The following is a 13,846-nucleotide window of genomic DNA, read 5'->3' as shown; positions in this document are numbered from 1 at the left end:
TGGCAACACTGTGGAAGATCAGATTGAGCATGCGGAATATATGAAAAACGCCTTGGCATTTCAGGCGAGCTTCCAATTTTTAAATAGTAAATTTACCGGTCTGCGCTCTGCAATTCGCGGTGAATAACACGCGTAAAAATCAAAAAAGTTAAAACGTTTTTAGACGAATTTTTTGTAGGTATTGAATCATGGCACTTGGAACTATTTTCGACATCGCTGGCACAGGTATGAACGCACAAAGTTTGCGTTTAAACACGACTGCCAGCAACCTGGCCAACGCACAATCGGCCAGCTCCAGTGTGAATGAAGTCTATCGCAGCCGTCAGCCGGTATTTGCCGCAATCCATCAGGATGCAATGCGCGCAGCCGTTACCGAAGGTACCTACAGCGATAATGAAGTGGATGCTGCTGCCGGCGTTCGTGTTCTTGGAATTGTTGAAAGTGATGCGCCATTACAACGTCGCTATGAACCTTCTCATCCCAAAGCAGATGAAGACGGTTATGTGTTTTATCCGAATGTGAATCCGGTAGAAGAAATGGCCAACATGATTGCGGCATCACGCTCATTCCAAATGAATGTGGAAGTGATGAATTCTGCCAAGCAAATGGTTCAACGTGTTTTAACTCTGGGTCAATAAGGAGCTGAATCATGAGCGTATCCAGTACTACATCCTCTAACAGCGTTACCGACAACTTAAGTATTACCAAAAAAACAGAAGTCAAAAAAAATACCAACGAGTTGGGTCAGGCTGCGTTTCTTGAGTTGATGATTACGCAAATGAATAACCAAAACCCGCTGAGTCCGCAGGACAACAGTGAGTTTGTTGCGCAATTGGCACAGTTCAGTTCGGTAGAAGGCTTGGAGCGGTTAAATAACAGCTTTAACAGCTTTATGTCGAATAACGCATTGCAAGCGTCTTCATTGGTTGGCCGCAGCGTTACTGTGGATTCTGAAAAAAGTACATTGGTTAATGGCGGAATTGTTGCAGGTAGCGCAAATCTTGATTACTCAACTAATAACCTGAAAATCAATATTTACGATGAAAAGGGTGTGTTAGTTCAAAGTGTTCCTGTTGGTGAAGTACCCAAAGGCGAAATGGTATTCCGTTGGGATGGGCAAAATATGGAAGTCAATGGTGAATTGTTGGATTGGGAAGCAGGTGAGAATGCAGCGGCTGTGGGTGAATACCGTTTTGAAATTACAGCGGATCAAAATGGTAAAAATGAAGCTCTCAAAACCGCACTCAGCGCCAACGTTAACAGCGTCACCATTGGTGAAAATGGCAAGTTGATTTTAAACCTCGCGGGTATAGGCGCGGTTGAAGCTGAAAAAGTGAAGCAATTTAATTAATCGTTTGTTTAAAAAATCCTGAACGTTAAACGTTATGGTCGAGGTGTAATATGTCTTTCAATACAGCGTTAAGCGGAATTCGTGCAGCTAATACCGATCTGCAAGTGACCGGGCACAATATCGCGAATGCCAGTACTGTCGGTTTTAAAACGTCGCGCGCTGAATTTGGTGATGTATACACCAGCACTTTATTAGGTGGTGGTTCTAATACACCCGGTAGTGGTGTGAATATTCAAAATATCCGCCAACAATTTACTCAGGGCAATTTAAAGTTCACTCAAAATGAGTTGGACTTGTCGGTGAATGGTGAAGGTTTTTTTGTCGTAGAAAAAAATGGTGAGCGCTTGTTTACTCGCGCAGGGACTTTTGGTCTGGATAAAAACGGTTATATCGTTAATGGCACTGGCGCCATGCTGCAAGGTTTTCCTGCTGACTCGGCTGGCAATATTAGTGGTGTGCTGCGCGACCTTCGAGTTGATGTTAGTTCTCAAGATCCACGTCAGACAACGGCGGTGGCAGCATCTTATAATCTTGATTCTAATGAAGTGGTGCTTGAGACTACAGGTACACGTTTTTCGACTAACGGTACTGGTATTAGCAATGCAAAACTCGGTTTGAAGGTTCCGGTAACATCCTCAGTGAATATCGCTACCTTATCTGCTTCTGCAGGTACGCCTGTCGTTGTTGATGCACCTACCGCAGGACCTCCAGCTGTATCAGCAACTGTTCTTCAGTTATCGCGTACCGTTCCCGGAAACCCTACGCCGCAAACAGTTGATATCACGATTACTCCGGGCACTTATAACAATTTAACTTCTATTGCCAATGAAATTAACAATCAGAACTTTAGCAAAACAACACCACTGAATGTGCAGGCATTTGTTGATACTGATGGTCTATTGAAAATCCGCGATTTGGCGACTGGTGTGGCGTCCGAACTGGATATAACCGTTGTTGCTCCTGTGGCGCCGGCCACTGCTCCAGTGAATGGCCTGACAACTGCGATAAATGCTATTGACCGCACCAACCCGCCACCAGTAGGCAATATTACTGTTGGACAGCCAAAAGTAACGAATGAATATGCATCTCAAACATTGGTAATTCAGGGGCCAGATGGTAAGACTCCTGTCACTTATATCAGTAAATATGGTGCTGGTGCTGACCAAACTGCATCTGAACTTAATTCTTTAGCTGGCGTTAGCGCAACCGCGCGTACTACAGCAACTGTATTAAAAGAAGTTCCGGCTGTAGTTGGCCCTCCAGCAGTGGCAGCCAAGCCATTTACTAATAACACTGGTACATTCACGCTCAACGGGGTTGTGCTCACTTCTGACACCACTGTAAGTATGGATAACTTGGCAGAAGAGATTAACAAGCTGAGTAAATCAACACTTTTTGGTATCACTGCCAGTGTTAATCCGGCTAACGGTAATCTGGAGGTTGTATCGGCAACCGGGCGTGATCTGGAGTTTTCGTTTGGTACTGCGGGTGATGTTGTTGGCATCATCGGAGCCAAAGGTGTGTTGGAGCAACTTGATACGATAACCGATCCAACTTTGGTTGGAAGCGGGATTTCTGTGGGTGGTGAAGTTACGATTACTATGCAAGAGGGCTATTCTCTTACCAGTAGTCAGCCGACCGCTCCTGTTAATGGCGGAATTATGTTCGGTGCTATAGGCGACCCTACATTCTATACCCCTGTTCCTATTAATGCGTTTGATCCTAATGATCCAAAAACTTTCAATCATGCTACCACTACGCCCGTGTACGATAGTCTTGGTAACGAGCACTCTATGCGGCAGTATTTTGTAAAGCAGGCCTATGATCCGGCAGATCCAACTACATCTCCAAACCACTGGAAAATGTATGTACAAATTGATGGCCAAAATGTGGGGGATCCTGATCCTACTTTACCGACACCACAAAATATTGAGCCGACAATGGCATCATTCGATGTTCATTTCACACCAGAGGGAACGATTAATACATCGACTACTGAGCCGATCCTGATTTCCAACTGGACTCCGATTGGAGAGGATGGAAAACCTATCGGTGCCTTGGCCCCCTTGAATGTACTACAAGGTGGAACCATTCCAGTAGCAGAGCCGCCAGCTAGCTCAAACTTCTTGATTGATTTGGCTGGAAGCACTCAATTTGGAAGTGTGTTTTCGGTAGAAGAGCTAGACCAAAATGGCTACGCTACTGGCCGCTTGGCAGGATTGGATATCAGTAACACTGGTATAGTATTTGCCCGCTTTACCAACGGCGAAGCGCAAGTTTTAGGGCAGGTGGCATTGGCTAATTTTGCTAGTACAGATGGCCTTAAGCCAACAGGTGACACCATGTGGGCACAGACATTTGAGTCAGGCGAGGCAGTTATTGGTGCACCTGGTTCATCACAGTTGGGGAATATCACAGCTGGTGCGGTGGAGGAATCCAACGTTGATCTTTCTGAGCAATTGGTAAACCTGATTATTGCCCAGCGTAACTATCAGGCGAATGCCAAAACTATCGAAACTGCTAACGCAACAACGCAGACCATCATCAACCTGCGTTAATCCCGTTAAAACGGCAAGCGGCAAAGAGCGGAAGCTCTTTGCCGCTTCTTTGTTTGCCGTTGTTTTCTCACTCCTGCGATTTTCCTCTCTTTTGTATTTTTTCTTTTATTTTCATTGGTTTACGGAATTTTCCCGGGTTGGCACTGCTCTTGCAAAACTCCAGTTAACGGCAAATATGCCAAAAAACTAGCGCTTCCTTATGCGCTGGCAAATCTGGAGAAACACTGTGGATAAAGCCCTTTTTATCGCGATGACCGGAGCCAAGCACAACATGCTGGCGCAGACCAATCGCGCCAATAATCTGGCTAACCTGAGCACAACCGGTTTTCGTGCCGACTTTGAACAGTCGCGCAGCATGGGCGTTTACTACGGTGATGGCCAGCCGACTCGCGCTTATGCGTTAACCGAATCTCCTCGCTCTGAATTCACTCCCGGGCCAATGATCACCACCAATAATCCCTTGGATGTTGCTATTCACGGCGAAGGTTTTTTCGCGGTGCAAGCATCTGACGGTACCGAGGCTTACACCCGCGCTGGTAACTTCGCTGTTGATGCAACGGGAATGTTGCGTACTGCGAATGGTTTGCCTGTGTTGGGTGACGGTGGGCCCATCAATATCCCTGAAAACAAAAAAGTAAATGTCGGCTCCGACGGCATTATTTCGATTGTTGGGCAAGACCAAGGGCCGGAGGCCATGGTGGAAGTAGGGCGCCTTAAATTGGTTAACCCCGCCATAACCGCAATTGAAAAAGGCGATGACGGATTATTTCGCCAACGCGATGGATTGAATGCTCCGGTAGCTGCAGAGGTGCAGGTGCGCGGTGGCATGCTTGAAGGCAGTAATGTGAATGCAGTTGATGAATTCACCCAGATTCTCAGCCTCGCGCGCCAATATGAAATGCAAGTAAAAGTGATGAAGTCAGCGGAAGAAAACTCTGCGGCATCAGCACAACTTTTACAAATGTCGTAACTGAATTAACTGTTTTTTAAATGCTTGTGAAAACGAGTAGTTAACCGAGGAATACATCATGCACGCCGCCCTCTACGTCAGTAAAACCGGTTTGTCGGCACAAGATCGTCAACTAACGACTATCTCAAATAACCTGGCGAATACCAGCACCATCGGTTTTAAACGCGACCGCGCCATCTTTGAGGATTTGTTGTACCAAAACCAACGTCAACCAGGTTCGCAGCAAACTCAGGAAACACAGTTGCCCTCCGGTTTGCAATTGGGTGTAGGTGCGCGTGTTGTGGCGACGCAAAAAGAATTTACCCAAGGCACTTTGCAAGTGACCGAGCAATCACTGGATGTGGCAATTGACGGTCACGGTTTTCTGCAAGTCTTGCAGCCTGACGGCACCATCGCTTACACCCGTAACGGCCAATTGCAAATTAACGGCGAAGGCCAGATTGTTAACGCCGACGGTTTTTTGTTGGAACCCGCGATTATTGTGCCTGAAGGTGTAAACAAAATTACCATCGGCACTGACGGTAACGTAAATGCGTTTGCTCCAGGTGATGCGCAACCACAGCAGTTGGGCAACATCACCTTGGTTGATTTTGTTAACCACTCAGGTTTGCAGGCAATTGGCGGAAATTTATTTGTTGAGACAGTTGCGAGCGGTAACCCGGTAGAAGGTACACCGGGTGAAAATGGTTTGGGTGTAATCAAACAATATATGTTGGAAAACTCCAACGTGGATATCGTTGAAGAAATGGTAAATATGATTACCACCCAGCGCGCTTACGAAATGAACTCCAAAGTTGTTTCGACTGCTGACCAAATGCTGCAATTTATTACCCAAAATCTTTAATTGAGTGATTTGATTATGCGCACTCTTATCCGCAGTAAAACATCGTTGAAATTGATACTGATGACATTGGCAGCTATCGGTCTCAGTGGATGTTTTACCAACAAAAAACCTATGCCGGATGATCCTGCTTATGCGCCGACCATTGCGGCAAGCATGCCGGTGCCGCAACGTACCGAAGGTTCGTTGTATCAGGATGCTTACGGTTTGAATTTGTTTGATGATCGCAAAGCACATTTTGTTGGCGATGTGATCACCGTGACCCTGAGCGAACGTACGGTCTCAAGAAAATCTTCCGGTGTTGCAACCGGCAAGAAAAGCGGTGTGAATTTTAATGCTGGTCCATTGTTGGGTGTAAATCCAACGATTAAAGGTAATGAATTGACAACTACTTTGGAACAGGATCGCACCTTTGACGGCAGCGCCAATGCTGACCAGAGTAATAGTTTGCAAGGCAATATCACTGTCACCGTTGCAGAGATTTTACCGAATGGCAACTTGATTGTGCGCGGTGAAAAGTGGATCACATTGAATCGCGGTGATGAATTTATTCGTATCAGCGGCATGGTTCGCCCTGACGATATCGCACCGGATAACACCATCGTTTCAACCCGTTTGGCAAATGCAAAAATTTCGTACGCGGGTACGGGCGCATTGGCAGATTCAACCTCAATGGGTTGGTTGTCGCGCTTTTTTAATAGCGACTTGTGGCCGCTGTAATTAGTTTTAAGTAGTAAGCAGTTTTATTCGGTATTCAGGCTTAACGAGGTTCTTTATGCGTAGTTTTAATTTATTCATTGTTGCTGTGGCGTTGCTGTTCAGTACAGCGGCTCAGGCTGAGCGCATTAAAGATATCGCGAGTGTAGCCGGTGTACGTGCTAACCAATTGGTTGGTTACGGTTTGGTGGTAGGGCTGGATGGCACTGGTGACCAAACAACGCAATCACCATTCACCACTCAATCGTTCAACAGCATGCTCAAGCAATTCGGCATTACCGTGCCGGAAGGTGTGCGTATGCAGATGAAAAACGTGGCGGCGGTAATGATCCAGGCGGAGTTGCCTGCATTTTCAAAGCCCGGTCAAACAATTGACGTTACGGTTTCTTCTATTAGTAATGCAAAAAGTTTACGTGGTGGCAGTTTGTTGATGACACCGCTGAAAGGTTTAGATGGAAAAGTGTACGCCGTTGCCCAGGGTAATTTAGTTGTCGGCGGGTTGAGTGCGTCAGGTAATGATGGTTCAAAAATTACCGTCAATATTCCGAGTGCTGGCCGTATTCCCAGCGGTGCGATTGTTGAGCGTATGGTTGAAACCAATTTCGCTGGCGGTCAACCGATTGTATTTAATTTGCATCGTGCAGATTTTTCTACTGCGAATTCCTTGGCAAAAAGCATCAACGATATGCTTGGGCCAGATGTTGCACGTCCACTCGATGCCGTTTCCATTATGGTGAATTCACCGGTGAATCCAGCGCAGCGCGTAGATTTTATCGCGATGCTGGAAAATATTAATGTCACCATGGGTGAAGAGGTTGCGAAGGTCATTATTAATTCGCGCACCGGTACTATTGTTGTTGGTAAAAATGTTCGCGTTTCCCCAGTTGCAGTTACTCACGGCAGCCTGACTGTTTCAGTTGCAGAAAGTTTGACTGTTAGCCAACCCAACGCACTGGCCGGTGGCCAGACTGTTGTAGTTCCAACCAGTAATGTTAAGGCTGATGAAGAAACCAATCCCATGTTCAAGTTTGCACCTGGTGCAAATCTTGATGACATCGTTAGATCGGTAAATAACGTAGGCGCATCGCCCAGTGATTTGATGGCAATTCTTGAAGCGCTTAAAGAATCCGGTGCACTCAAAGCTGAATTGGTGGTGATCTAAATGATGACTGTCGATACAGGCCTCAAGCCCGCACAAGTTCAGGATACATATCTCGATCCTAATGCGCTTGATTCAATCAAAGCGATGGGGCGCGATAAAGACCCCGCCGCATTAAAAGAAGTTGCCAAAAAATTCGAAGCTATGTTTGTGCAGCAAATGCTGAAAACCATGCGTGAAGCAAATGAGGCATTTGGTGAAGGCAACTATTTTGATAGTCAGGCAACAAAATTTCATCGCGATATGCTTGATCAACAAATGGTGCTGAATTTAACCAGTGGTGCCGGTATCGGTATCGCCGATCATTTCTATAAGCAAATGCTGCAAAATTACGGCGGTGGCATGAAGGCTGAGGCAACTGGCGATGCCGTTGTTCATGACGGAACGCTTCCTGCGGCAGTGGAATACAAAAAGTCACATGCGCAAGAAACTGAATCATCCGACGCAGATATGCTTGATGCATGGATCAATGATTTTGTCCGCATGAGCGATAACTCGCAAATGCAATCTGTGTTTTCGGAAAACGATGAGGCTTCGGCTAATGCCGAGCAAACTCCTGTTGTACCGAATTATGCAATGATTCCCGCGCTGCTGAATAAGCCTCAACCGCTTGTTGCCCGTGGCGGACAAAAAGCCAGTATCAGTAGCAGCCAGGAAAATTTTGTGATGCTACTTAAACCTCATGCAGAGAAAGCGGCGGCAGAATTGCAAATTAATCCGGATGTATTAATTGCACAAGTTGCGCTGGAAACTGGTTGGGGTAAGCATGTTATTCACAACAAGCAAGGTGATAACAGTTTTAACCTGTTTAATATCAAAGCGGGCAGTCAGTGGCACGGTGATAAGGTCAACGTAAATACCCTGGAATATCGCGATGGTATTGCCGCAAATGAAAAAGCTGATTTCCGTAAATACACAGATTATTCGGAAAGCTTTTCTGACTATGTTCGCTTGATGAAAAACAATCCTCGCTACCAACAAGCGTTGGATGCAGGCACTAACTCATCAGCTTATGCAGATGCACTGCAATCTGCCGGTTATGCAACCGATCCGCATTACGCAAAGAAAATTAAACAACTATTAAACAGCGATGCACTTAAAAGCCTTGGTTCGATTCCAACAGTCAGTAATTCTGAAATAGTGAACGAATTGAAGGGCACAGTGCAAACCGTTTTATCTCTGGCGGCAACCGGCCGTCAAATAGCGGAGTAAGTGTATGTCAGGCCTTCTCTCTAATGCTATTTCCGGACTGCAAGCCAGCCAAAATGCGCTGCGCACCGCTGGGCATAATATTTCCAATGCAAACACTGCGGGCTACTCCCGGCAAGAAGTTAACTACGCTACTCGCCCCGAGCAAAATGCCGGTGCGGCGGGTTATATCGGTTCCGGTGTTACTACAACATCAATCGAGCGTGTCGTTAACGAATTTGTTACCACTCAACTTCGCTTGGATACATCTACTTACAATCAGCTCAATAAATACAATATCAACATTGGCAAAATCGATAAGCTGTTGGCAGATGCTAGTACTGGTTTATCTGGCGGATTACAGTCATTTTTTGCTTCGATGCAAAATGGTGCGAACGATCCAGCTTCTACGCCCGGTCGACAATTAATTATTACTGAAGCCGAGAGTCTTAGTAACCGCTTTAATAATTTATACCAACGGTTTAGTGATGTTGAAAAAAGTGTGAATGGTGAAATCAGAACTGTTGCAGCACAGATGAATTCATTGGCAAGCTCTATTGCTGCATTAAATCAGTCCATTGGTGAGGCGCGTGCATCGGGTGGGGGAAATTTACCCAATGATTTAATGGATAAGCGCGACGAAGCTTTGCGTCAACTATCAGAATTAGTGTCTGTACAAGTTGTGACTCAGGGGGATGGTGATGTCAACGTATTTGTTGGAAACGGGCAACCCTTGGTTATAGGTACCCAAGCGAGTACTTTTAGTGTATCTAATGACGGTCAAATCCAAATAAAAAGCAAAAATGCGGTTTCAGATGTAACCGCGCAAATTTCGGGTGGGCAAATCGGTGGTTTGCTTTCGTTTCGTAATGAAGTATTAGCTCCATCAATGAACGAGTTGGGACGTATTGCAATTGCGATCGCTGATCAATTCAATACTCAGCAACAACAGGGAATTGATTTGGATGGTGACTATGGGCAAAAAATATTTCGTGATATTAATGATCCATTAGTAGCTGCGAGTCGCGTCAAGCACAATGCAGGTAATGCCCAACCTTATGATCGGGTATTAAATGTTACAATTAATGATTCCTCCAAGATTACTACCAGTGATTATCAGTTTGATATTTCACCTGGTAGTACCAACTATGTTATTACTCGTCTTTCTGACAAGACTGTTGTTAGCCAAGGGATGTTGTCAGGCGCTTATCCAACCAGCATCACTTTTGATGGGGTCAGCGTCAATTTGACAAGTGGCTCATTTCAAGGCGGTGATTCCTTTATTTTGCAACCAACTAAAAATGGTTCAGCTGATATCGCATCAGTTATCCAGCGTCCGGAGGATTTAGCATTTGCGGTTCCTATTCGCACAGCAACCAATACGGGGAATTCCGGTGGTGGTTTGATTAGCAGCGGTGAAGTGCTTAGCCTGGTTGATAAAAGTGGTAACCGCTTGCCTGCGTTTGCAACTCCAGGGCAATTATCTCCTCCGATTATCATTCGATTTACATCCGAGACCACTTACGATGTGCTGGATAACTCTGATCCCGCAAATCCAAAACAATTGACTCCACCTTTGCGCAATCAAACATTTACGCCGGGTGTTAACAATAATGTTTTCTCATCTGATATTGGTGAGACCCGTGTTACTGGTAATGGTAGCCATCTCGGTTTACCTGATGGGCGCGCGCCTGTTGTGCTCCCAAATAGTTCAAGTCCTATACAGGCAAATGGTTATTTGGCTGAGCAGCTATCATTTACTTATACCGATCCAGAAACTGGTGCTGTATCCACCAAAAATTTGTATACAGCTTCAGGTGCATCTGCCCGACAAACTGCTGCGCAAATTAGTTCGATTCCCGGTGTCAGTGCTAATGCATATACAACTGCCACTATCACGGACATCAATGTCGATCCTGCTGACTTTGCGTGGCCGATGCAGATCTCAATTAATGGTGAACCCCTCCTGGAAAATGATGGAGCAATACCAACGCCAGCTTTTGTTTCTACTATGCCCGATCCTAATGTCAGCGAATCAGATTTTAATGATTACCTGGCGCAAAGAATTAACAGTAATCCTAATTTACAATCACTCGGTATTCGTGCGCAAAGTACAACAAACCCATTTACAGGTGCTCCGGAGTTAAAACTGACCGCGTCTTCTGGTGTGGATTTAGATATTCGTTTAACCGCACCTAATAACCCTGCAAACAGTATTGATGTGAATGATGGTGGTGGGAACCCCAATGTTCGATTGACTGGTCAGGACACTGGTACTGGTCAGCAAAGCGCAATTACAGTTGGTGGGCGAATTGATATCACTATGGCCAACGGCTTCTCCCTATCAACTGCACCAACAGATAGTCCTTTGTTTGGCAATAGTGCTGCAGCAAATTTTGCACAGTCATCATTTACTGGATATCAGGTGACTCTTAGTGGCCAACCAAAAACGGGAGATACTTTTACTATCGGTTTTAACACCGGCGGTAAGAATGATAACCGGAACGCATTGGCAATGGCTGCATTGGAAACTGCATCTACCATGCAGGATGGTACTCTCACATTCGGTGAAGGTTACGGTAAGCTTGTTGAAGAGGTGGGGACTAAAAGTAGTCTTGCCCGAATTAATACGGAAGCGAGTCGTAGTTTGCTTGAGCAAACCCAAACACTGCGAGATGGTATTTCCGGTGTTAACCTTGATGAAGAAGCTGCGGACCTTATTAGGTTTCAGCAGCTTTATGGAGCTAACGCGCAAGTTATTTCTGTCGCGCGTGAATTGTTTGATACTCTTTTGAATGCGCTTTAATATCAAGTTTTATGTTTGGCTAATTCTTGTATCGTACAAGAGTTAGCAACCTTCAATCGTTTTTTCGCAACGCACATACTCTGCTAGCTTTTTCAGGCCTATCAAATCCAGTCTGATTTTTCTCCGAGTTGGATCGATTCCTGCATTATTGCCGTTATGAATTGAATTGAGGCAAATTATTGCCGCTGGGACAGGAGCTAAATCATGCGTGTATCAACTTCGCAAATTTACAATATCGCTACTATTGGAATGGCGCAGGCGCAGGCTGCTATTGTCAAAACGGAAGAGCAAATTGCCACGGGTAAGCGCGTGTTGTCTCCTGCTGATGATCCGGTTGCTGCCGCAAATATTTTGCAATTGAATCAAGATCTGGCTCGTACCGAGCAGTATAAAAAAAATATTGATATTGCTGATAATAGTTTAAGTCTCGAAGAAACCAGCTTGGATGCTATTGAAGATATCATGCAGCGTATGCGTGAAATCGCCGTACGTGCTGGTAACACCGCTGTATTGACTGCTGCAGATTATAAATCTTTGGCCGCAGAGGTGGACACCCGAATTGAAGAATTAATGAATTTGCAGAATACCCGCAATGCGTCGGGCCAATATATTTTTTCAGGTTATAAAGGTGATACTCAACCGTTCGTTAATAATGGCGGTGGAAATTATTCCTACATGGGTGATGAGGGACAATTACGTTTGCAGGCATCTGCGTCTGTAAGTGTGGCGGTGAGTGATTCTGGCAAAAAACTATTTGTTGACGTTCCCAGTGGTCACAATACATTTAATTCTTCAGCAGGTGCAGCTAATCGAGCCGTACCGCCCGGAATTATCAATGTGGGTGAAGTAATTGATCAGGAGGCGTTTGATAAGTTTTATCCTGAGGATATGGTAATCACTTTTAATGCCCCATCCGCTGCGGCTGTACCTCCCGCTGCAAACTACACAATAACGGAACGCTCAACGGGCAAAGTGCTCGTGGCAAATGCGACCTACGTTAAGGGGGAGGCGATAGAGGTAAATGGGGTTCGAGTTAATATTTCTGGCTCCCCAGCAGCCCCGATTCCTGCAAGCTTGCCATTTAATTTTGATGCTGCTGCGGCACCTATTGATTTTTCTGCCGTACCGGCCACTTTTAAAATGACAGTGAATGGCAGGTCAGAAACCTTCACCATTAATACAGTCGTAAATAATGCCACTGATTTTGCTGCAGCACTTAACGCTCCACCTAATAATACCAAGCTGGCAAATCTTGGTGTAACTGCTTCTGCTGCAGGGTTTGTAGCTGATAGCGGTAAGAATATTAGTCTTAGTGGTGGAAATGCTAATCTGAATAATGCTATGGGATTGGCGGTCACGTCTGGTGTTAGCTCCACGAATGGTGTAACGGGTGATTCATTTTTTGTTGAGTCCACCAATAAACAAGGTTTACTGAGTACTCTGTCCCGTTTCAGTGAGGCGATGAAATCAGTGAAGGACTCACCAGAGAGCAAAGCAGAGCTGTCGAAAATTATTGCCAAAACACTGGTTAATGTTAGTAATGCGGTGACCAATGTATCTTCTGTGCTTGGGGAGGTGGGGGCCCGCCAGAATACTCTGGAAAGTGCGAAGGACTTAAATCTGGATGTAACGCTATTTACCCGGCAGACGCTGAAAAACCTCGAGAGTGTGGATGTTGCCGAAGCTTCAATCCAGTTAAAGATGCAATCCTTGGTACTAACTGCCTCCCAGCAAGGTTTCGCCAAGGTCAGTCAATTGACGCTATTTTCTTATCTCTAGACTTTTTAACCGGGTAATGCGATATCTCGGTCTTCGCTTCATTATCTTTTGCTAATCTTATGAGGTGGCGTTAGTCTGTAGTTAGATGCCATTCCTTCTTGATCTATCAAAAAGAGTCGTTTTATGGATATTGATTCATTGTTAGACCCCCTCGCTCGTGCACTTAGTCAGTCAAGGGCATTATTGGCTCTTGCACAAGCTGGAGATTGGGAGTCTTTTGAAACTCTGGTTCAGCAGCGCCAACAGGGTTTGCTATCTCTTAATGACCAGGAATATCTGGAATCCCTCGCAAAAGCTGATTTGGAGTCGAGTGCGGCGAATCTTATTCACGAAATCCAGGGTATTAATAAGACGCTTGAACAGCTTGCAGAGGAAAATCGAGACAATAAGGCGTCAGAATTGCGTCAAACAAACCTTGCAAGTAAAGCCATGGATGCTTATGGTCGATAAATTGACTTAATGTGCTGTTTATATAAC

11 protein-coding genes and 1 pseudogene are annotated in these 13,846 nt (G+C 45.3%); all 12 read left to right on the top strand.

Annotated elements, in window-relative coordinates; translation table 11 throughout:
• Nucleotides 1-127 (top strand): annotated as a pseudogene (gene flgB / locus AAGC78_RS21145) (flagellar basal body rod protein FlgB); the annotation flags it as partial.
• Nucleotides 128-188: 61 nt separating this feature from the next.
• Nucleotides 189-638: a flagellar basal body rod protein FlgC gene (gene flgC / locus AAGC78_RS21140; protein WP_435786097.1), complete on the top strand. Its 450-nt coding sequence runs from the start codon at nt 189-191 to the stop codon at nt 636-638.
• An 11-nt stretch (nt 639-649) separates the two neighbouring features.
• Complete coding sequence (locus tag AAGC78_RS21135; RefSeq protein ID WP_435786096.1) at nt 650-1,351, top strand: flagellar hook assembly protein FlgD; 702 nt, start codon at nt 650-652, stop codon at nt 1,349-1,351.
• Between the two features lie 50 nt (nt 1,352-1,401).
• A complete protein-coding gene (locus tag AAGC78_RS21130) occupies nt 1,402-3,909 on the top strand; it encodes a flagellar hook-basal body complex protein (protein ID WP_435786095.1) in 2,508 nt (835 codons plus the stop codon).
• A 226-nt stretch (nt 3,910-4,135) separates the two neighbouring features.
• Nucleotides 4,136-4,879, top strand: a complete 744-nt coding sequence (flgF, locus tag AAGC78_RS21125; RefSeq protein WP_435786094.1) for a flagellar basal-body rod protein FlgF — start codon at nt 4,136-4,138, stop codon at nt 4,877-4,879.
• Nucleotides 4,880-4,937: 58 nt separating this feature from the next.
• Nucleotides 4,938-5,723 carry a flagellar basal-body rod protein FlgG gene (flgG, locus tag AAGC78_RS21120; protein WP_435786093.1) on the top strand — a complete coding sequence of 262 codons (786 nt, stop codon included), beginning with the start codon at nt 4,938-4,940 and terminating at the stop codon, nt 5,721-5,723.
• Between the two features lie 15 nt (nt 5,724-5,738).
• Entirely contained in the window at nt 5,739-6,440 is a 702-nt protein-coding gene (flgH, locus tag AAGC78_RS21115) for a flagellar basal body L-ring protein FlgH (RefSeq protein ID WP_435786092.1), read from the top strand.
• Nucleotides 6,441-6,495: 55 nt separating this feature from the next.
• Entirely contained in the window at nt 6,496-7,599 is a 1,104-nt protein-coding gene (locus AAGC78_RS21110) for a flagellar basal body P-ring protein FlgI (protein WP_435786091.1), read from the top strand.
• Nucleotides 7,600-8,808 (top strand): flagellar assembly peptidoglycan hydrolase FlgJ, encoded by a 1,209-nt coding sequence (gene flgJ / locus AAGC78_RS21105; protein ID WP_435786090.1) that lies wholly within the window; start codon nt 7,600-7,602, stop codon nt 8,806-8,808.
• 4 nt (nt 8,809-8,812) lie between these two features.
• Nucleotides 8,813-11,590 carry a flagellar hook-associated protein FlgK gene (gene flgK, locus AAGC78_RS21100; RefSeq protein WP_435786089.1) on the top strand — a complete coding sequence of 926 codons (2,778 nt, stop codon included), beginning with the start codon at nt 8,813-8,815 and terminating at the stop codon, nt 11,588-11,590.
• Nucleotides 11,591-11,794: 204 nt separating this feature from the next.
• Nucleotides 11,795-13,369: a flagellar hook-associated protein FlgL gene (gene flgL / locus AAGC78_RS21095; RefSeq protein WP_435786088.1), complete on the top strand. Its 1,575-nt coding sequence runs from the start codon at nt 11,795-11,797 to the stop codon at nt 13,367-13,369.
• A 123-nt stretch (nt 13,370-13,492) separates the two neighbouring features.
• Nucleotides 13,493-13,819: a flagellar protein FliT gene (locus tag AAGC78_RS21090; RefSeq protein ID WP_435786087.1), complete on the top strand. Its 327-nt coding sequence runs from the start codon at nt 13,493-13,495 to the stop codon at nt 13,817-13,819.
• Nucleotides 13,820-13,846: the final 27 nt, after the last annotated feature.

Source organism: Cellvibrio sp. (assembly GCF_039207905.1).
Taxonomy (GTDB): Bacteria; Pseudomonadota; Gammaproteobacteria; order Pseudomonadales; family Cellvibrionaceae; genus Cellvibrio.
The sequence above is the reverse complement of the archived record's forward strand: the minus strand, read 5'-3'. Positions and strand labels throughout refer to the sequence as shown.

Bases quoted from the DNA above. Each gene is read 5' to 3' on its own strand.
- flgK (WP_435786089.1), top strand. From the start codon at position 8,813: ATGTCAGGCCTTCTCTCTAATGCTATTTCCGGACTGCAAGCCAGCCAA.
- flgG (WP_435786093.1), top strand. From the start codon at position 4,938: ATGCACGCCGCCCTCTACGTCAGTAAAACCGGTTTGTCGGCACAAGAT.
- flgC (WP_435786097.1), top strand. From the start codon at position 189: ATGGCACTTGGAACTATTTTCGACATCGCTGGCACAGGTATGAACGCA.
- flgJ (WP_435786090.1), top strand. From the start codon at position 7,600: ATGATGACTGTCGATACAGGCCTCAAGCCCGCACAAGTTCAGGATACA.
- AAGC78_RS21130 (WP_435786095.1), top strand. From the start codon at position 1,402: ATGTCTTTCAATACAGCGTTAAGCGGAATTCGTGCAGCTAATACCGAT.
- flgL (WP_435786088.1), top strand. From the start codon at position 11,795: ATGCGTGTATCAACTTCGCAAATTTACAATATCGCTACTATTGGAATG.
- AAGC78_RS21135 (WP_435786096.1), top strand. From the start codon at position 650: ATGAGCGTATCCAGTACTACATCCTCTAACAGCGTTACCGACAACTTA.
- flgH (WP_435786092.1), top strand. From the start codon at position 5,739: ATGCGCACTCTTATCCGCAGTAAAACATCGTTGAAATTGATACTGATG.
- AAGC78_RS21090 (WP_435786087.1), top strand. From the start codon at position 13,493: ATGGATATTGATTCATTGTTAGACCCCCTCGCTCGTGCACTTAGTCAG.
- AAGC78_RS21110 (WP_435786091.1), top strand. From the start codon at position 6,496: ATGCGTAGTTTTAATTTATTCATTGTTGCTGTGGCGTTGCTGTTCAGT.